Here is a 19,081-nt window from a genome sequence, read left to right on the forward strand (position 1 = left end):
GGCTCCCCACGGACACCACGCCGTGGGGAGCGACCCGGGGTTCGTCGCGTCCGGGCCCTGCCGGTCAGTGCACGTGCGCGTCGCGACCCGCGAACCACACCGCGACACCCTGGACGGCCGCCGCGGCGACGAGCAGGAGGAGCGGCAGCGTCCACGCGCCGGTGGCGTCGTGCGCGAGCCCGAGGCCGAGCGGCCCGGTCGCGGCGAGCAGGTAGCCCGCGCTCTGCGCCATGCCGGAGAGCTCGGACGTGTGGGCGGCGTCGCGGGCCCGCAGGGCCATCAGGGTGAGCGCGAGGCTGATGCCGCCGCCCTGGCCGAGGCCCACGAGCACGACCCAGAGCGCCGCGGCGCCGGGGGCGAGGGCCAGCCCGAGCAGCCCGGACCCGACGAGCACGACGAGCACGATCCCGATGCCCCGCTGGCGGCGCATGCGCCCGGCGAGGACCGGGGTCACGAACGACCCGAGGATGCCCGCGAGGTTGCACAGCGCGAGCAGCCAGCCGCCCGCCTCCGGCGTCCTGCCGAGCGCGACCATGATCTCGGGGAGCCAGGCGTTGACCGCGTAGAACGACAGCGACTGCATCCCCATGACGACGGTGACCGCCCAGGCGAGCGGGCTCCGCCACACCGCGGAGCGGGCGACCCCGGCCCCGGCGCCCGCGCCGAACGCCGTCGCGCCCGCCGGGTCGGGCCGCAGCGCGCGCGGCACCCACACCAGCACGCCGAGGACCGCGAGCACGCCCCACGTCGCGAGCGCGCCGCGCCAGTCGAGCCCCGCCGCGGACGCGACCGGGAGCGTGAGCCCGGCGGCGAGAGCGGCGCCGCCGGACAGCGCCATCGAGTACAGCCCCGTCATGAGGCCGATGCGGTCGGGGAAGTCGCGCTTGATGAGCGCGGGCAGCAGGACGTTCCCGAGGCCGATCGCGCACCCGGCGACCACGGTCCCCGCGAAGAGCCCCCAGGTCTCGGGGACGAGCCGGAGCGCGAAGCCGACGCACAGCACGACGAGGCTCACGAACAGCGCACGCTCGAGCCCCCAGCGCCGTGCGAGCACGGGAGCGAGCGGCGCGAGGAGCCCGAAGCACAGGACGGGCAGCGTCGTGAGGATCCCGGCCGCCGTCGCGCTGAGCCCCAGGTCGGCCCGGATCTCACCGAGCAGCGGCGAGATGGCCACGACGGCCGGGCGCAGGTTGAGCGACGCGAGGACGATCGCGACGACCGCCCCCACCCCCAGCGGCCGGCGCAGCCCGCTCACGCGTCGACCTCGCCGGCTCCCGCACGACCGGGGCGTTCCGCGGCGGCCTCCACGAGCTGCGCGCGCACGGCGTCGATCGTCGCGGCCACCGCACCCTCGGCCGCGTCGGCGTCACCGGCCCGGATCGCGGCCACGACCTCCTCGTGGCCGGGGACGTCGCGGTGGTGCCGACGCTGCTCCCCAGAGGGGAAGGTCCGGACGAGCGCGTGGTCGAGGCCGTCGTAGAGGTCGGCGAGCAGCGGGTTTCCGGCGGCGCGCACGACCTCGGCGTGGAACGCGACGTCGGCGGCCTGGAACGTGTCCTCGTCGGCGTCGCGCGCCGCGGCCTGGGCCGCGAGCGCGGCGTCGAGCCGGGCGAGCGCGCCCGCGTCGTGCCGTTCGGCCGCCGCCCGCGCCGCACCGCGCTCGAGGATCCCGCGCACGTCGAGCACGTGGAAGGCGTCGGTGGTCCGCGCGCGACGTGCCAGGGCGGCGTCGAGGCCGTCGGCGGCGCGGACGTAGGTGCCGTCGCCGCGCCGGGGCTCGAGGACGCCCGCGTGCTCGAGCGCGCGCACGGCCTCGCGCACGGTGTTGCGACCCACGCCGAGCTCGGCCACGAGCTCGGGCTCCGGCGGGATGCGGGAGCCGACCGGCCACTCCCCGCGAGCGATGCGCTCGCTGAGCCGTTCGACGACGAGCTCGGACACCTTGCGGGGAGGGACGATCGCCTGGTTCACGGAAAGAACCTAACATCCCCTGTTTGGCCGCGGCGACGAGCGCAGGTCGTACGGGGTCTCTCGTACGGGGATTGACCAGCGCGCGGCACCAGGAGGACCTTGCGCGGGACCGCTCCTCGACGACGAAAGCGAGACCCACCATGGACCCCACCACCCCAGGAGGCCGACGGCTGCGCAGGCTCCTCGCGCTCGTCGCCTCGGCGACGCTCGTCGGGACGCTGCTCACCGGGACCACCACCGCCACCGCCGCGGACACCGAGCTCGCCGTCAACGGCGGGTTCGAGTCGGGGCTGTCCGGCTGGACCTGCTCGGGCTCGACAGGTCAGGCGACCGCGAGCCCGGTCCGCACCGGCGGCGGTGCGCTGCGGGCCACGCCCGCGGGCGCGGACAACGCGCGCTGCTCGCAGCCCGTGACCGTGCAGCCCTCCTCGACCTACACGCTCAGCGCGTGGGTCCAGGGTGCGTACGTGTACCTCGGGGCGAGCGGCGCGACCGCGCAGGACGTCTCCACCTGGACGCCCTCGGCCTCGACCTGGCAGCGCCTCAGCCTGACGTTCACCACCTCGGCGACGGCCACGTCGGCGACGATCTACCTGCACGGCTGGTACGGCCAGCCGGCCTACGTCGTCGACGACGTCAGCCTCGTCGGCCCGGGCGGCGGCACGACGCAGCCGCCGGCCACCCCGACCGGCCTCACCGCCGGCACCCCCACCGCCAGCAGCGTGCCCCTCACGTGGGGCGCCGTGACCGGCGCCACCGGCTACTCCGTCTACCGCGACGGCACGAGGGTCGCCACCACCACGACCCCGTCGGCGACCGTCACCGGACTCGCAGCCTCGACCGCCTACTCCTTCCAGGTCGCCGCCACCAACAGCGCCGGCGAGTCCGCCCGCTCCACCGCCGTCACCGCGACCACGACCGGCAGCACGACGCAGCCGCCGGCCACCCCGACCGGCCTCACCGCCGGCACCCCGACCGCCAGCAGCGTGCCCCTCACGTGGGGCGCCGTCACCGGCGCCACCGGCTACTCCGTCTACCGCGACGGCACGAAGGTCGCCACCACCACGACCCCGTCCACCACCGTGACCGGGCTGACCGCCGCCACCGCCTACTCCTTCCAGGTCACCGCCACCAACAGCGCCGGCGAGTCCGCCCGCTCCACCGCCGTCACCGTCACGACGCCTGACGGCGGCGGCACCGGCGGCGACCTCCCGCCGCACGCGCTCGTGGGCTACCTGCACGCGTCGTTCGCCAACGGCTCGGGCTACACCCGCATGGCGGACGTCCCGGACTCGTGGGACGTCGTCAACCTCGCGTTCGGCGAGCCGACGTCCGTCACGTCCGGGGACATCCGGTTCAGCCTGTGCCCGCAGACCGAGTGCCCGAACGTCGAGTCGGTCGCGGAGTTCAAGGCCGCCGTCGCCGCGAAGCGCGCGGCGGGCAAGAAGGTGCTCCTGTCGATCGGCGGGCAGAACGGGCAGGTGCAGCTCACGACGCCCGCCGCGCGCGACGCGTTCGTCACGTCGGTGAGCTCGATCATCGACACCTACGGGCTGGACGGGGTCGACATCGACTTCGAGGGCCACTCGCTGTACCTGAACACGGGCGACACGGACTTCCGCAACCCGACGACGCCGGTGATCGTCAACCTCATCTCCGCGCTCAAGACGCTCGCCGCGCGCTACGGCGACGACTTCGTGCTGACCATGGCGCCGGAGACGTTCTTCGTCCAGAACGGCTACCAGTTCTACGGCTCCGGCCCGTGGGGCGGTCAGGACCCGCGGTGCGGCGCGTACCTGCCGGTCATCCACGCGCTGCGCGACGACCTGACACTCCTGCACGTCCAGGACTACAACTCGGGCCCGATCATGGGTCTCGACGACCAGTACCACACCATGGGCGGCGCGGACTTCCACATCGCCATGACGGACATGCTGCTCACGGGCTTCCCCGTCGCGCGGGACACGTCCAAGGTGTTCCCCGCGCTGCGCCCGGACCAGGTCGCGATCGGCCTCCCGGCGAGCACGCACGCGGGCAACGGCCACACCGCGCCCGCCCAGGTCAACCAGGCCCTGGACTGCCTCACGAAGGGCACGGGCTGCGGGTCGTACCAGACCCACGGGCGCTGGCCGGCGCTGCGCGGCCTCATGACGTGGTCGATCAACTGGGACCGCTTCAACGGCTGGGAGTTCTCCCGGAACTTCGACGCCTACTGGCCATGACGAACCCGTCGTGACGAGCCGGCCGTGACGCGCCGGCGTCCGGGGGCCCCCGGACGCCGGCCGTCCGGCTCAGTCGTCCCAGCGCACGTCGTGCACGCGGTTCCACCCGATGCCCGCGGCGTCCCACCGGGGAGCCTGCCGGACGATCCGTGCCTCGAAGTCCTCGAAGTCGCGGTCGGCCTGGGCGGTCCACGCCACCTCGGCGAGCGCGGGCAGGCGGGGGAAGGTCATGAGATCCACGTAGACGTCGACGTCGACGAACTCGTCGGTGCTCGTCGGCAGGTGGGTGAGGCTGTCCGGGTAGGAGCGGTCCGACCACAGCGGCGCCTCGACCCCGGCGACGCGTCCGGCGACGTCGACCTTCCGCTCCGGGTCGAGGGTCGACGTCAGCTCCGTCTCGGGGTCCCACGAGTACGCGCGCTCGAGATCGATCCGCGCGGCCCACTCGAGCCCGTACGGCGTGAGGTCGTCGTACTTCATGTCGAGGTACGTCCGGTCCGCGGGCGACATGACGAGGTCGGCGCCCGCGGCGAGCGCCGCGCGGACCTCCCGGACGTCCGCGGTCTCCCGCGCGGTCCCGATGAGCCCCTGGTTGCGCTCGCCCACGCCCCAGTACTGGATCAGGCTGCCCTCGGGCAGGGTCGTGCCCTGCGCCCACTGGTGCCAGCCCATGACCGTGCGCCCGTGCTCCGCGACGATCTCGTTCGCCGCCGCGGTGTAGTTCTCGTACCACCCCTCCGCGGGGCTCGGGGCCTCGTCCCCGCCGAGGTGGACGTACGGGCCCGGGTTCTGCGCGACCACGGCCGCGAGGACGGTGTCGAGGTACTCGCGGACCGCCGGCATGTTCTCGTCGCTCGAGCAGATCATGGGGTTGTTCACCTCCGGCCCCCAGTACGGCTCGCCAGGCGTCCCGTCGCAACGCAGCGACCCCAGGACGGACTGCGCGGCGAGCGTGTGCCCGGGTCCGTCGATCTCGGGGACGACGGTGACGAACCGGTCGGCCGCGTACTCGACGATCTGCGCGTACTCCTCGGGCGTGTAGAACCACGGCCCGCCCGTGCCCGGCGGCCAGCCCTCCTGCGTCCGACCGCCCACCTCCGTGAGCTCCGGCAAGGCGTCGACGGTCAGCCGCCAGCCCTGGTCGTCGGACAGGTGCAGGTGCAGCACGTTGAGACGGTAGTCCGCGAGGTGGTCGACGAACCGCTGGACGTCCTCGACCGGGGCGAAGCGCCGTGCGACGTCGAGCATCGCACCGCGGTACGCGTAGCGCGGCGCGTCCGTGATCTCGACGGCGGGCACCTCCCACGCGACGCCGTCGACGGGGGCGGGCGCCTCGACCTCGGGGGGCAGGAGCTGGAGCAGCGTGCGCGTGCCGCGGTACAGGCCCGCGGGCGTCGTGCTGGCGAGCACGACGCCGTCCTCCCCGGCCTCCAGCGTGTATGCCTCGGCCGCGGGGTCGTCGAGCAGGCCGTCGGGGTCCCAGGACTCGCCGCCCGGGTCGAGCCGGAGCACCACGGCCCCCGCCTCTGGGGCCGGCTCCTCTCCCGCGTCCTGGACGACCGGCTCGACCGGGAGGTCGAGCGCCGTGGGCGTCCGCAGCTCCTCGGCGAGCAGCTCGCCCACGCGGACCGCACCCTCCTGCCCGACGGCGCTGCCCGCCGCCGCGTCGACGACGACCCGGGTCGAGTCGTCGAGCACGAAGGGCGCGGCGTCCGAGACCTCGACCGACGCCGGGAGGGGGACGAGACCGAGCTCCTGCGCCGTCGGTCCCCCTCCGGGGGCGGCCGTGCAGCCGGAGAGGGTCACGACCCCGCTCACCCCGATGACGGTGAACACGACGAGCGTGCGTCGCGCCGAGTGCATGACAGCATTCATGAGGACCCCTGCCGAACTCGTCGCGCGGACGGCCGTCGTCCGCACCGCTGCCGACCCTAGCGCTCCCCCACCGTCCTCAGCGAGACCTTGCGTGGCGCCGAGGTTCCGCGGCGGGAGCCGCATCTCGTGCGCCGCGCACCGCGGGCGTCAGGCGGCCTGGACGAACTGCGTGACGGCGTCGGCGACGAGCTGGACCGCGATGGCCGCGAGCAGGAGTCCGGCGATGCGCGTGACGAGGATGGTCCCGGAGTCGCCGAGCACGCGGTTGATGACGTTCGCGAAGCGCATGGAGAGCCAGAGGCAGACATGCACGGCGACGACGCCCGCGACGATCGCGACCCATTCCGCGACGCCACCCCCGCGCTCCCCCGCGCGCTGGACGAAGACCATGGTCGCGACGATCGCGCCCGGGCCCGCGAGCAGCGGCGTCCCGAGCGGCACGAGCGCGACGTTGACGCCCTTGTTCCCCGACGGCTGCGGCTCCTCCATCTTGCCCGTGAGGAGCTCCATCGCGACGAGGAGCAGCAGCAGGCCACCCGCGGTCTGGAGCGCGGGCAGCGAGATGTGCATGTAGCTGAGGATCTGCTGGCCGAACGCCGCGAACGCCACGATCACGCCGAACGCGACGAGGATCGCGGTGCGCGCCGCCTGGTTGCGCTGCTTGGCACCCATCGCGCTCGTCAGGCCCAGGAACACCGGCACCGTGCCGGGCGGGTCCATGATGACGAACAGGGTGACGAAGACCTCCGTGAAGAGCCGGACGTCGAAGAGCTCGTTCATCGTCCGATCATCGGATCACGTCCAACTGTCCCAGCTCCTCGATCTGCTCCAGCACGGTCGGTGCTGTCGTGTTCTCCCCGAGCCGGTTCGGTTTGCCGGCCCCGTGGTAGTCGCTCGACCCGGTGACGAACAGGCCCAAGGTGCGGGCCAGGTCCTCGAGCCGTGCGCGCTGACGGTCGTCGTGGTCGCGGTGGAACACCTCGAGCCCCGCGAGGCCCGCCGCGGTCATCTCCTCGATCACCGCGTCGGACACGACGCGCCCTCGACCGTCCGCGCCCGGGTGGGCGAAGACGGGCACACCGCCCGCGGCACGGATCCCCCGCACCGCCGCGACGGCGTCGGGCGCGTAGTGGGGCACGTAGTACGGGGTGTCGGTGGCGAGGATCGTCGCGAACGCCGCCGAGCGGTCGGGCGAGAGCCCTGCGGCGACGAGCGCGTCCGCGATGTGCGGCCGCCCGATCGTCGTGCCCTCGACGGTCTGCGCGAGCACATCATCCCACGTGATCGGGTAGTCCTCGGCGATCAGGTCGACCATCCGGCGCGCCCGGCTCGTGCGCGCGTCGCGCGTGCGGTCGAGCTCCGCGAGGAGCGCCGCGTGCGCCGGGTCGTGCAGGTAGGAGAGCAGGTGCACGCTGATGCCGCCCGAGCGGGCGGAGATCTCCGCGCCGCGCACGAGCGCGACGCCGTGGCGCAGCGCGGCGTCCGTCGCCTGCGCCCAGCCGGCGGTCGTGTCGTGGTCCGTGAGCGCGACGACGTCGAGCCCGGCCGCGGCCGCGGCCTCGACGACCTCCCCCGGCGCGTCCGTGCCGTCCGACGCGGTCGAGTGGGTGTGGAGGTCGATGCGCACGGGACCCAGGATAGTGACGGGACACCGGGTCGGCGGCACGGGACCCGCACACGATGTGCACACGGGGCGCGGCCCCTCACCACGGCCGTCCCAGGCTGGGGTGCCACAGTCGACCGCGATGACCCCCACGACGCTCTCCGCCGCCGCCGCCCCTGCCCGCTCCGTCCACGGTCCCGCCGACGCACCCGCGAGCGCCCCGCAGGCGCCCCCCGGCGTGGTCTTCGTGCACGGTATGCGCACGTCCGGCGCGATCTGGGACCACCAGGTCGAGCACGTGCGGTCGCTGGGCCACGACGCCGTCGCGGTCGACCTGCCCGCGCACGGCACCCGCGCGCACGAACGCTTCACGCTCGACCGGTCCTTCGAGGTGATCGACGAGGCCGCCGCCTCGTTCGGCCCCGACCGCCGGGTCGTCCTGGTCGGGCTCTCGCTCGGCGGCTACACGTCGCTCGCCTGGGCGGCCCGCCGCCCCGCGAACCTCGCGGGCGTCGTCGCCGCGGCGTGCACGTCCGACCCCAAGGGCAAGCCCGTCGCGCTCTACCGCGACGTCGCGCGCCTCGTCGTCGCGGGCGGGGGCGCCGTCGGGCGCGGTGCCCGCTGGGCGGCGCGCACCAGCGTGGCCGCGTGGGGCACGATCGCCCGGGGCGGGCGCTCGCTCCCGGGCGGCGCGGCGACGTCCTACGCCCTCGTGGGCCCGGCCGACGCGGGCACGCCCTCCCCGGCCGCGCCCGGCTGGCACGTCGTCACCGACGCCCTCACCCAGCTCGCGGGCCGCTCGTGGCTCACCCACGTGCGCGACGTCGACGTGCCGGTCTGGCTCGTCAACGGCGCCCGGGACCACATGCGGCTCGACGAGCAGCGCTACCTCGCCGCGGCCGCAGACGCGGCGCTCGTCGTCGTGCCGCGCGCCGGCCACGACGTCAACAGCGAGGCCCCCGAGGCGTTCAACCGCGTGCTCGGGCGCGCGCTCGCGGACTTCGGCCGCGTGCGCGGTGCGAGACTGGGGGCATGACCGACGCCACCCCCGTCACGCCCGTGCCCACGTCCGAGACGCCCGACCAGGCCCCCGAGGACGTCGGCGAGGGCCAGGACCTGGCCGCGCGCGGGAGCAACCGCTCGCAGCGCCCCGACTCCGACGCGTTCAAGGCCTTCATCACGAGCAGCTGGGCGCCGCGCGCCGAGCTCGACGTCGAGCCCCTCCCGGCCGCCCCGTCCACCGTCGCCCGCCGCGCCGCGCTGTCCGCGCGGTTCCCGGGCGCACGCCTCGTGGTGCCCGCCGGCCCGCTGAAGACGCGCTCGAACGACACCGACTACCGGTTCCGCCCGCACTCGGCGTTCGCGCACCTCACCGGCTACGGCACGGACCAGGAGCCTGACGCGGTGCTCGTGCTGCACCCGGTGGAGCCCGGGACCGGCGACGCCGGCTCGGACCACCACGCCGTGCTCTACGTCCGCCCGCTCGCCGCGCGCGACACCGAGGAGTTCTACGCCGACTCGCGCTACGGCGAGTTCTGGGTGGGCGCGCGTCCGTCGCTCGACGACGTCTCGACCGCCACGGGCGTCGAGGCCCGCCACGTCGACGAGCTGCGGGACGCGCTCGCGAAGGACATCGGTCCGGGCGGGGTGACGCTGCTCGTCGTCGCGGGCGCCGACGAGGCCGTCGAGGCGCTCGTCGAGGCGATCCGCGCCGAGGCCGGGCTGGACGACGTCGCGGCCGCCCAGGACGAGCAGCTCACCGAGGCCGAGTGGCTCGCGCGCGCGGAGACCGCGTACCGGCGCACGGACGCCGCGCTCGTCGAGGCCGTCTCCGAGCTGCGGCTCGTCAAGGACGCCCACGAGGTGGAGCAGATGCGCGAGGCCGTCGCCGCCACGATCGCGGGCTTCGAGGAGGTCGTGCGGAACCTGGCTCGCGCCGTCGAGCACCGGCGCGGCGAGCGCGTCATCGAGACGACGTTCGACGCGCACGCGCGCCTCGAGGGCAACACGGTCGGCTACGAGACGATCGCCGCGGCCGGCGAGCACGCCACGACGCTGCACTGGATCCGCAACGACGGCGTCGTGCGCTCGGGCGAGCTCGTGCTGCTCGACGCGGGCGTCGAGGTCGACTCGCTCTACACCGCGGACGTCACGCGCACGCTGCCCGTGGACGGCGAGTACACCGATGTCCAGCGCCGCGTGTACCAGGCGGTGCTCGACGCCGCGGACGCCGCGTTCGCCGTCGCCGTGCCCGGCGCGCGCTTCCGCGACGTGCATGCCGCCGCGATGGAGGTCATCGCCGCGCGCCTCGAGGAGTGGGGGCTGCTCCCGGTGAGCGCGGCCGAGTCGCTCTCGCCCGAGGGACAGCAGCACCGCCGCTGGATGGTGCACGGCACGAGCCACCACCTGGGTCTGGACGTCCACGACTGCGCGCAGGCGCGCCGCGAGCTCTACCTCGACGGCGTCCTGGAGCCCGGCATGGTCTTCACGATCGAGCCGGGGCTGTACTTCAAGGCGGACGACCTGGCCGTCCCGGAGGAGTACCGGGGCATCGGCGTCCGCATCGAGGACGACGTGCTGGTCACGGCCGACGGCAACGAGAACCTCTCGGCCGCGCTCCCCCGTCGGCCGGAGGACGTCGAGGCCTGGATGGCGCGCCTGCGCGGCTGACCCGCGGCCCCCCTCGCGGGCGGAGGAACTGGGCCATGGTGGCCCGTTCATCCACCGGCGAGGGGAGGTGAACTCACGTGGCGAAGAGCACCAAGAAGGAAGCGTCGATGTCCCTCAAGGAGAAGCGCGCCCAGAAGCGCGAGAGGGCTGCCGAGACCGCCGTGAAGCCACGGAAGCGCTAGCGGGCGCTTCCGGCGAGGGCCGGCCGACGGACGACGAGGTCCGGCGGTCGGCCCTCGTCGTCGCTCAGGCCGGGCGCTCGGGCTGGTCGGGCTGCTGCGCTCCGGGCGCCGGCTGCGCGTCCTGCTGGGTTCCGGGAGCCGGCTGCGCGTCGGCCGGCTGGTCCGACGTCGGGCGCATGGCGCCGTAGCGCGGCTCGCCTGACGGGGTGGTCCAGCGTGGGTCGGGGGTCCGGGCCGGCGGGGCAGCCGGTGCCGCGGGCGGCGCGGTCGCCGCGGTGCCCGACGGCGGGGCCTGCGGCGCGACGGGCTGCCCGCCCGCGGCCGGGGGTGGCGTGGGCGCGCCCGGCGTGCCCCACGTCGGGTTGGCCGGTGCGGCGGGGGCGCGAACGCCGCCGGCGCCCTCGGGCATCCGGGACAGGAGCTGGCGCGCGTCACCCGCCCTCTCGGGCGCGCAGAGGATGCCGTACGACGACGCGACGATCTGGCTCTGCGACGTGAAGTCGCGCTTGCCCCGCGTGAGGGCGTAGGAGAGCACCGAGAACAGGAGCCCGAACCCGGCGCCGATCGCGATCGCCGTGAGCACGAACGCGCCGTCGCCCGAGAAGAGGAAGAGCAGCAGGCCGACGAACAGGCCGAACCACGCACCCGACGCCGCGCCCGCGATCGCCACGCGCCCGTACGTGAGCCGCCCCGTCACCCGCTCGACCATCTTGAGGTCGGCACCGACGATCGTCACGAGCTCGACCGCGAACTTGTTGTCCGAGAGGTAGTCGACCGCCTTCTGCGCCTCGAGGTAGGTCGCGTACGACGCGATCTCCTCGCCGCGCGGCGGGGTGGGGACACGGGGGACGGCACCCGGGCGTGACATGCTCATTCGCCCAGTCTGTCCTACTCGTGCGGCCTGCGCGAGGCCCGCGCCCCCGCGCGTCCGCCGCTCCGGGCGGTCCGACGGCGCCACCCACCGGAGGAACGCGCGACGACCCGGGCGCGTGCGTAGGCTGGCCGCGTGAGCGCAGCCACCACCGTCTTCGTCGCGCGCCTGGCCGGGACCAGCGTGTTCGACCCCATCGGCGACCAGGTCGGACGGGTGCGGGACGTCGTCGTGCTCATCCGGCCCAAGGGCGCGCCCCGCGCCGTGGGCCTCGTCGTGGAGGTGCCGGGACGACGCCGCGTCTTCCTCCCCCTCACGCGCGTCACGAGCATCGACGCCGGCCAGGTCATCTCCACGGGCCTGGTGAACATGCGGCGGTTCGAGCAGCGCGCGATGGAGACGCTCGCGGTGAGCGAGCTGCTGGAGCGCACGGTCGAGCTCGTCGACGGGTCGGGCTCGGCGACGATCGAGGACCTCGCGATCGAGCGGCAGCGCACCGGGGACTGGCTCGTCACCAAGCTGTACGTGCGGCGCAGGTCTCAGCACAAGGGCACGCTCGGGCTGCGCCGGCGGGGCTACGCCATCGTCGTGGACGTCGGTGCGGTGACCGGCCTCGCGGGCAGCACGGAGGCGCAGGGCGCGGCCATGCTCCTCGCCGCCTACGACGACCTCAAGCCCGCCGACCTCGCCGACGTCATCCACGACCTGGGCGACACTCGCCGGCTCGAGGTCGCGGGCGCGCTCGACAACGAGCGCCTCGCCGACGTCCTGGAGGAGCTGCCGGAGGACGACCAGGTCGCGATCCTCTCCGGCCTCGACACCGACCGCGCCGCGGACGTCCTCGAGGCGATGCAGCCCGACGACGCGGCGGACCTGCTGCACGAGCTCCCGGAGGCGCAGGCCGCCCAGCTCCTCGAGCTCATGGAGCCGGAGGAGGCGCGCGACGTGCGCCGCCTGCTCGCCTACGCGGAGGACACCGCGGGCGGCCTCATGACCTCCGAGCCGGTCGTGCTCGGCCCGGAGACGACGATCGCCACGGCGCTCGCGCAGATCCGGCGCAAGGACCTCGCCCCCGCGCTCGCGTCGATGGTGTTCGTCGCGCGCCCCCCGCTCGAGACGCCGACGGGCCGGTTCCTCGGCGTCGCGCACTTCCAGCGGCTGCTGCGCGAGCCCCCGCACGCCGCCGTCGGCTCGGTGCTCGACTCCGACGTGGAGGGAGTCGCCCCCGACGCCCCGCTGGGTCGCGTCACGCGCATCCTCGCGACCTACGACCTCCTGTGCGTCCCCGTGCTCGACGCGGAGAAGCGCCTGCTCGGCGCGATCAGCGTCGACGACGTGCTCGACCACATGCTGCCCGACGACTGGCGCGAGACGGACGACGACGTGGACACGGACCAGGCACGCGCCGCGCTCGCGCCCGGGTCGCTGCCCGCTCGGGCGGCCGGCCGCGGCGGCGCGACGGGGGTGACCCGTGGCTGACCGCCTCGACACCCCGAAGAGCGCGCGGCGCACCCTCATCCCGCGGGTCAAGGTCGACCAGGACGCGGTCGGCCGCGCGACCGAGGGCATCGCCCGGTTCCTCGGCACGCCCCGGTTCCTCGTCTACCTCACCGTGTTCTGCGCGGTGTGGATCATCTGGAACTCGTGGGGTCCGGAGGGCCTGCGGTTCGACTCCGCGGAGTTCGGGTTCACCGCGCTCACCCTCATGCTCTCGCTCCAGGCGTCGTACGCCGCGCCGCTCATCCTGCTCGCGCAGAACCGCCAGGACGACCGCGACCGCGTCACGGCCGAGCAGGACCGCCAGCGTGCCGAACGCAACCTCGCCGACACCGAGTACCTCGCGCGCGAGATGGCGGCCCTGCGCATCGCGCTGAGCGAGGTGGCCACGCGCGACTTCGTCCGTTCGGAGATCCGCAACCTGCTGGAGGAGCTCGAGGAGAAGTCGGCCCGCCCGGCCGACGACGAGGCCGTCGACCGCTGACCCGAGATCGACCCGCACGGCTCCAGATCGGCCTCCCGAGGGTCGATCTCGGCCGCTCGGGCCGATCTCGGGAGCCGCTACTGCGTGCCCTCGGCCGCGACGCGGCGCAGGCGCTCGGCAAGGGCCGGGTCACCCTCGACGGCCAGGCCGTCGGCCGGGCCGCGGCCCCACAACCACAGGTCGAGCGCCCACGCGGGGCCGGCGACCTGCGTCGTGGTCGAGCCGGGCAGGTCGACGAGCTGCGCGACGTCGAGGTCGTACGCGGTGCCCGACTCCGGGCCCGTCCCGGTGAAGCGCCCGAACGCGAGCTCCCAGCTCCGGGGCCGCTCCCCGAACCCGTCCACGACGACCGACACCGTCGCGCCGTCGGGGGTGAACACGCCCCAGCCGGGCACGCCGTCGACCATGACCGACAGCACCTCGTCGACGCCGTCCGCCGCGACGTCCGGGTCGGCGGGCGTCACGTCCCGTCCGGCCGTGAGCTCCGCGTCCGCGCGGTGGATCAGCGCCTCGTGCGCCTGCCGGCGCAGGACCCAGCCGACGCGGCGACCCTCCTCGTGCCACGACCAGCAGGGCTCCCCGGGGTCGCGACCGGTGAGCGCGGCGACGAGTCGGCTGGTCGAGCGCTGGAGCAGCGCGGGCAGCTCGGCGTCCGACGACGGGCGGGCGAGCGGGTCGACGTCGTCGCCGTCGAGGCCCTGCCCGGGCGCCGGCCCGACGACGCGCGCCCAGAAGTCCTGCACCTCCGCGAGGTGGTAGAGCAGGTCCGCCCCCGTCCACTCGGGGCACGACGGGACGCGCGCGTCCGGGGGCGCGCTGCGCACGGCGTCACCGAACAGCTCGCTGTCCCGTGCGAGGGAGGCCAGGACGTCCATCCGAGCACGGTAGTCCGTCGGAAGCACCACGTCGTGCGATGCGGCTCACGTCCGTCCCGGGACCTAGGGCCCGGCGGACGGTGCCGCGTGCACGCCTACGATGGGTCCATGCCCGACCCCGCCGCAGACCAGCTCGAGCATGCCGTCCGGCAGGCCCTCACCGCGGTCCTCGACCCGGAGATCCGCCGCCCCGTCACGGACCTCGGCATGATCCGCTCGGTCGCGGTGGCGCCCGGCGCCGTCGTGACGGTGGGCGTCGACCTCACGGTCGCGACGTGCCCCATGCGCGACACCCTCACGCGTGACGTCGACGCCGCCGTGCGTGCCGTCGACGGCGTGGCGGACGTGCGCGTCGACCTGGGCGTCATGAGCGCGGAGCAGCGCGCGGAGCTGCGCACGATGCTGCGCGGCGGCGTGGGCGAGCCCGAGATCCCCTTCGCGAAGCCGGAGTCTCTGACGAGGGTCTACGCGATCGCGTCGGGCAAGGGCGGGGTGGGCAAGTCCTCCGTCACCGCGAACCTCGCGGTCGCGCTCGCGGCCCAGGGTCTCGAGGTCGGCGTCGTCGACGCGGACATCTACGGGTTCTCCATCCCGCGCATGCTCGGCGTCGACCGCCAGCCCACGCGCGTCGACAACATGCTCCTGCCGCCGATCGCGCACGGCGTGAAGGTCGTCTCGATCGGCATGTTCGTCCCGCCCGGCCAGCCGGTCGTGTGGCGGGGCCCGATGCTGCACCGGGCCCTCCAGCAGTTCCTCGCGGACGTCTTCTGGGGCGACCTCGACGTGCTGCTCCTCGACCTGCCGCCCGGGACGGGCGACATCGCGATCTCCGTGGCGCAGCTCCTGCCGGGCAGCGAGATCGTCGTGGTCACGACGCCGCAGGTCGCGGCCGCAGAGGTCGCCGAGCGCGCGGGATCGGTCGCCACGCAGACGCAGCAGGGTGTCGTGGGCGTCGTCGAGAACATGTCGTGGCTCGAGCAGCCGGACGGGTCGCGGCTGGAGGTCTTCGGGTCGGGCGGCGGGGAGCGCGTCGCCGCGAACCTGTCGCGCGCCACGGGCACCACCGTCCCGCTCCTCGGCCAGGTCCCGCTGGACGTCTCGCTGCGCGAGGCCGGCGACGGCGGCACCCCGGTGGTCCTCGCCGACCCCGGCTCGCCCGCAGCCGTCGCACTGCACGACGTCGCGCTCGGCCTCGCGCGTCGGCCGCGCGGTCTCGCGGGCCGCTCGCTCGGCGTCACCGTGGTCTGACCGAGGCCTGTCCGACCGATCCCGCGGGGCCGCCGACGTGGCGGCGCCATGCTCCCGCGGGTCCTTGGGAAGCACCCCTGTCTTTTCTACGTGCCACGGTATAGTCTCGCCCGCATCCTGTCAGGGGGACGGCCGTCGGGCCGGTGAGGGGGGATCCAGCCGTGGCGTCGTCGCTGCTCCGCCCTGCCCTCGCGCGCCCTCGCACGCCTCGTGCGCGCCCGGCCTCGCGCCGGGGCGCCTCCGCCCGTTACCAGACGGTGACCCCACGGTGGAGAGATCGCGACAGAACTCCTCCCCAGGGATGACGACGCCCGCACGCCCCGCCCCCTAGCCTCGGGCCGGGCGTCCACCCGCCCGCCGAGCAGCGCCCGCTCGCCGTCCGCCACCGTCGTCCCAGGAGCCCGCACGTGGGTATCACCCGCCGGATCGTCTTCCCTGCCCTCCGCATCGTCGTCTGGGGGGTCATCGCCACCGCGCTCGCCGTGATCGCCTTTCGCGCCGCTCCCGAGCCCCCCGCCGACCCGGCGGTCCCCTCCGCCGAGCTCGTCGAGCCCCGCGTGGCCGTGACCACGGGCGACGTCACGAACACCGTGACCCTGACCGGGCAGATCGTGGCCGACCCGGCGGCGCCGCAGAAGGTCACGCAGCGCGGCGTCGTCACGGCGGTGCACGCCACGCCGGGCGACGTCGTCGAGGCGGGTGCGCCTCTCCTCGAGGTCACCCTCGAGGAACCCCGCGAGCCCCTGACCGAGACCGACCCGGAGACGGGCGAGGTCACGGTCACCGAGCGCCGGCCGAAGGTGACGAGGGAGACGGTGGAGGCCACCACCGCCGGCACGATCGCCACGTTCACGGCTCTCAAGGACCAGGAGGTGGCTGTCGGGGAGGACTTCGCGTCGATCTCCCCCGGGACGCTCTCCGTCACGGGCAGCATGGTCGCCGAGCAGCAGTTCCGCCTGCTCCAGATCCCGACCGAGGCGACCGTCACCGTGACCGGAGGGCCGGCCCCGTTCACCTGCACCAACCTGCGCATGGGCACGGCCGCCGCTCCCGCCGGAACACCCGAGGAGGGCGCGCCCGACCCCGCCGGAGCCTCGTCCGCGAGCGTCACGTGCGCGGTGCCGGGCGACGTCACCGTCTTCGCCGGCCTCGCCGCCGAGCTCGAGATCACCGCAGGCTCGGTCGAGGGCGCCCTCGTCGTGCCCGTGACCGCGGTCCTGGGCCGGGTCGAGCAGGGCAAGGTGTGGGTCGTCGGCGCGGACGGCGAGCCCGAGGAGCGCGCCGTCACGCTCGGCCTCACGGACGGCAGCGTCGTCCAGGTCACCGAGGGGCTCGCCGAGGGCGACGAGGTCCTCGAGTTCGTGCCGGGCCAGGACGTCGTGCCGGTCATGGACGGCATGGTGGGCACCGACGACAGCGGAGAGGCCAGCTACTGATGAGCCTCCTGGAGATCAACGGGGTCGCCCGCTCGGTGCTGCTCCCCGACGACCGGGAGCTCGAGATCCTGCGCGGCATCGACCTCACCGTCGCCGCGGGCGAGCACGTCTCGATCGTCGGGCGCTCGGGCACCGGCAAGTCCACCCTCCTCAACATCCTCGGGCTCCTCGACACCCCGACGGGCGGGGAGTACCTGCTCGACGGCGTCCCCATCGGCCGGCTCTCCGGCCGCGCCCGGGCGCGGCGCCGCGGCACGGACTTCGGGTTCGTGTTCCAGCAGTTCAACCTCCTCCAGGGCCGCACGGCGCTCGAGAACGTCGTCGCGCCGCTTCTCTACGCGCGCGGACGGCAGTTCTGGCAGCGCAGGACGCTCGCCGCGGAGATGCTCGAACGGGTCGGCCTCGGCGACCGCCTCGACACGCGCCCGGAGAAGCTCTCGGGCGGGGAGCAGCAGCGCGTCGCCATCGCCCGCGCGCTCGTGCGCGTCCCCCGCGTGATCCTCGCGGACGAGCCGACGGGCGCGCTCGACGTCGACACCGGCAGCGAGGTCATGGACCTGCTCGACACGATCGCGCGCGAGAACGGGTCGGCGCTCATCGCCATCACGCACGACCTTGCCGTCGCGTCGCGCGCGGCCCGGCAGTTCCGTCTCGCCGACGGCGTGCTCGCACCGATCGCCATCAGTGCGCGCAGCGCGGGGTCGCTCGCCGCGCTCGAGGCGACGAGCGGGGACGGCGCGAGCGCGGCCACCGACGGCGTCGGCCCCTACGGTCCGGCCGCGCACGACGACACCGCGCCGCACGCGCTCGAGGCCGGCGACGACCAGGCGGAGCACGTCGCCCGCCCGCTCGTCGCCTCGCACGGCGCCTCCCCGCGGTCGGGGGACGCCGCGTGACCGGGATCGTCGGCGCCGTCCTCGAGGCGTGGGACGAGCTCCGCGTCCACAAGGTGCGCGTCCTGCTCGCGCTCGTCGGCGTCGCGGTCGCGGTCTGCGCGATCACCGCGATCTCCGCGGCCGGAGAGATGCTGCGCCAGGTCTCCGCCGAGCAGAACGACCGGTGGAACGGGCGCGCTGCGACGCTCCAGGTGTCGGCCTGGCCGACGGGCGAGGGCGGGAGCGTCATGCCCGCGCCCGAGGAGTACGAGCGCGTGTTCGACGAGGTCGTCGAGCGCTACGCGATCGGCTACTCGTCGATGCTGCGCGACGCGCCCGCGCCCGTCCGCTTCCCCGACGGCACGCGCGAGGTCTACACGACCGGCGTCGAGGCCGACTGGGCCACGATGCACCGCTTCGAGGTGACGTCGGGCCGCTGGTTCACCGACGCCGACTCCGACCGCCTCGCGCCCGCGCTCGTCGTCAACCAGGCGTTCCTCGACGCGCTCGGCGGCGTGACCGTGGCAGAGCACCCGACCGTGACGATCGGCGGTGACAACCCGGTGGTCGCCACCGTCGTCGGTGCGTTCCCGGACGACTGGCCGCAGGCCGAGCCACAGGCCTACGTCCTCGTGGACGCCCAGTCGGCCTGGGTCACGCCGGAGACGCTCGAGATGACCGGCCCTCCACGTCTCGAGCTGTGGGTTCCCGACGACCTCGCCGACGGGCTCGTCGAGGCGATCCAGCGCGACGTCTCCGGGGCGCTCAGCGGCACGCAGGCCGACGTCTACCGGTCGGACTCGGCGGGCTACGCCGTCGTCGACGGCGCGATCCGCTGGGTCGTGCTCGGCGTCAGCGTGATCGCGCTCCTGCTCGGCGGGCTCGGTCTCGTCAACATCGCGCTCGTCACCGTGCGGTACCGCATCCGCGAGATCGGGATCCGCAGGAGCTTCGGCGCGAGCTCGGGGCGCGTCTTCTTCTCCGTGATGATGGAGAGCGTCGTGGCGACGACCGTCGCGGGCGTGCTGGGCGTGACCGTCGCGGTCGTCGCCCTGCACAACGTCCCGCTCGACGCGCTCATGGGCTCTGCGGTCCAGGACGCCCCCGGCTTCCCGTTCTCCGCCGCGGTGACCGGGATGCTCGCCGCCGTCGGGATCGGAGCGCTCGCCGGCCTCCTCCCGGCGCTCGTCGCCGTCCGGGTCAAGGTCATCGACGCGATCCGCTACTGACCCTGGTGGCCGGTCCGGCACCCGCCGGGCCGGTCACCACCGT

General features: G+C 74.7%; 16 protein-coding genes. 9 read left to right on the top strand and 7 right to left on the bottom strand.

From position 1 onward, the window contains the following. Positions 1-64: 64 nt before the first annotated feature. Positions 65-1,255 (bottom strand): CynX/NimT family MFS transporter, encoded by a 1,191-nt coding sequence (locus tag ACFVN3_RS18500; protein WP_378234436.1) that lies wholly within the window; start codon positions 1,253-1,255, stop codon positions 65-67. After that, positions 1,252-1,971: a FadR/GntR family transcriptional regulator gene (locus ACFVN3_RS18505; protein ID WP_378234438.1), complete on the bottom strand. Its 720-nt coding sequence runs from the start codon at positions 1,969-1,971 to the stop codon at positions 1,252-1,254. The genes ACFVN3_RS18500 and ACFVN3_RS18505 overlap by 4 nt, the downstream gene beginning before the upstream one ends. A 140-nt stretch (positions 1,972-2,111) precedes the next feature. Between ACFVN3_RS18505 and ACFVN3_RS18510 the strand changes: the two genes are divergently transcribed. After that, entirely contained in the window at positions 2,112-4,193 is a 2,082-nt protein-coding gene (locus tag ACFVN3_RS18510; protein WP_378234439.1) for a carbohydrate binding domain-containing protein, read from the top strand. A 69-nt stretch (positions 4,194-4,262) separates the two neighbouring features. Here the strand turns inward: ACFVN3_RS18510 and ACFVN3_RS18515 are convergent, their stop codons facing one another. The 3 genes from ACFVN3_RS18515 to ACFVN3_RS18525 form a co-directional block, all read right to left on the bottom strand. Continuing rightward, complete coding sequence (locus tag ACFVN3_RS18515) at positions 4,263-6,056, bottom strand: beta-N-acetylhexosaminidase (protein WP_378234440.1); 1,794 nt, start codon at positions 6,054-6,056, stop codon at positions 4,263-4,265. 159 nt (positions 6,057-6,215) lie between these two features. After that, on the bottom strand, positions 6,216-6,848 hold the full coding sequence (locus ACFVN3_RS18520; protein WP_047234782.1) for a MarC family protein: 633 nt from the start codon (positions 6,846-6,848) through the stop codon (positions 6,216-6,218). A 7-nt stretch (positions 6,849-6,855) separates the two neighbouring features. Continuing rightward, positions 6,856-7,695, bottom strand: coding sequence for a PHP domain-containing protein (locus tag ACFVN3_RS18525; protein ID WP_378234441.1), 840 nt, complete (start codon positions 7,693-7,695; stop codon positions 6,856-6,858). Between the two features lie 118 nt (positions 7,696-7,813). On the opposite strand from ACFVN3_RS18525, the gene ACFVN3_RS18530 reads away from it, so the two are divergent. After that, positions 7,814-8,707: an alpha/beta fold hydrolase gene (locus ACFVN3_RS18530; RefSeq protein ID WP_378234442.1), complete on the top strand. Its 894-nt coding sequence runs from the start codon at positions 7,814-7,816 to the stop codon at positions 8,705-8,707. Further along, positions 8,704-10,341: an aminopeptidase P family protein gene (locus tag ACFVN3_RS18535; protein WP_378234443.1), complete on the top strand. Its 1,638-nt coding sequence runs from the start codon at positions 8,704-8,706 to the stop codon at positions 10,339-10,341. The genes ACFVN3_RS18530 and ACFVN3_RS18535 overlap by 4 nt, the downstream gene beginning before the upstream one ends. Positions 10,342-10,587: 246 nt before the next feature. Here the strand turns inward: ACFVN3_RS18535 and ACFVN3_RS18540 are convergent, their stop codons facing one another. Then, the gene (locus ACFVN3_RS18540) at positions 10,588-11,397 is read right to left on the bottom strand and encodes a general stress protein (protein WP_378234444.1); all 810 of its coding nucleotides are present in this window, start codon (positions 11,395-11,397) and stop codon (positions 10,588-10,590) included. Between the two features lie 132 nt (positions 11,398-11,529). Between ACFVN3_RS18540 and ACFVN3_RS18545 the strand changes: the two genes are divergently transcribed. Further along, on the top strand, positions 11,530-12,873 hold the full coding sequence (locus ACFVN3_RS18545; RefSeq protein ID WP_378234446.1) for a magnesium transporter MgtE N-terminal domain-containing protein: 1,344 nt from the start codon (positions 11,530-11,532) through the stop codon (positions 12,871-12,873). Next, positions 12,866-13,375 (top strand): DUF1003 domain-containing protein, encoded by a 510-nt coding sequence (locus tag ACFVN3_RS18550; RefSeq protein ID WP_378234447.1) that lies wholly within the window; start codon positions 12,866-12,868, stop codon positions 13,373-13,375. Before ACFVN3_RS18545 ends, ACFVN3_RS18550 begins: the two co-directional genes overlap by 8 nt. Positions 13,376-13,452: 77 nt before the next feature. Here the strand turns inward: ACFVN3_RS18550 and ACFVN3_RS18555 are convergent, their stop codons facing one another. Then, on the bottom strand, positions 13,453-14,250 hold the full coding sequence (locus ACFVN3_RS18555; protein ID WP_378234448.1) for a maleylpyruvate isomerase family mycothiol-dependent enzyme: 798 nt from the start codon (positions 14,248-14,250) through the stop codon (positions 13,453-13,455). A gap of 108 nt (positions 14,251-14,358) precedes the next feature. Here ACFVN3_RS18555 and ACFVN3_RS18560 point away from each other — a divergent pair, with 108 nt between their 5' ends. The 4 genes from ACFVN3_RS18560 (at position 14,359) to ACFVN3_RS18575 (ending at position 19,038) form a co-directional block, all read left to right on the top strand. After that, positions 14,359-15,498, top strand: coding sequence for an Mrp/NBP35 family ATP-binding protein (locus tag ACFVN3_RS18560; RefSeq protein WP_378234449.1), 1,140 nt, complete (start codon positions 14,359-14,361; stop codon positions 15,496-15,498). 407 nt (positions 15,499-15,905) lie between these two features. Continuing rightward, on the top strand, positions 15,906-16,934 hold the full coding sequence (locus ACFVN3_RS18565; RefSeq protein WP_378234451.1) for an efflux RND transporter periplasmic adaptor subunit: 1,029 nt from the start codon (positions 15,906-15,908) through the stop codon (positions 16,932-16,934). Beyond that, positions 16,934-17,830 (top strand): ABC transporter ATP-binding protein, encoded by an 897-nt coding sequence (locus tag ACFVN3_RS18570; protein ID WP_378234452.1) that lies wholly within the window; start codon positions 16,934-16,936, stop codon positions 17,828-17,830. The genes ACFVN3_RS18565 and ACFVN3_RS18570 overlap by 1 nt, the downstream gene beginning before the upstream one ends. Further along, positions 17,827-19,038 (top strand): ABC transporter permease, encoded by a 1,212-nt coding sequence (locus tag ACFVN3_RS18575; protein ID WP_378234453.1) that lies wholly within the window; start codon positions 17,827-17,829, stop codon positions 19,036-19,038. Before ACFVN3_RS18570 ends, ACFVN3_RS18575 begins: the two co-directional genes overlap by 4 nt. Positions 19,039-19,081: the final 43 nt, after the last annotated feature.

Source organism: Cellulosimicrobium sp. NPDC057862 (genome assembly GCF_042797035.1).
Lineage (GTDB): Bacteria > Actinomycetota > Actinomycetes > Actinomycetales > Cellulomonadaceae > Cellulosimicrobium.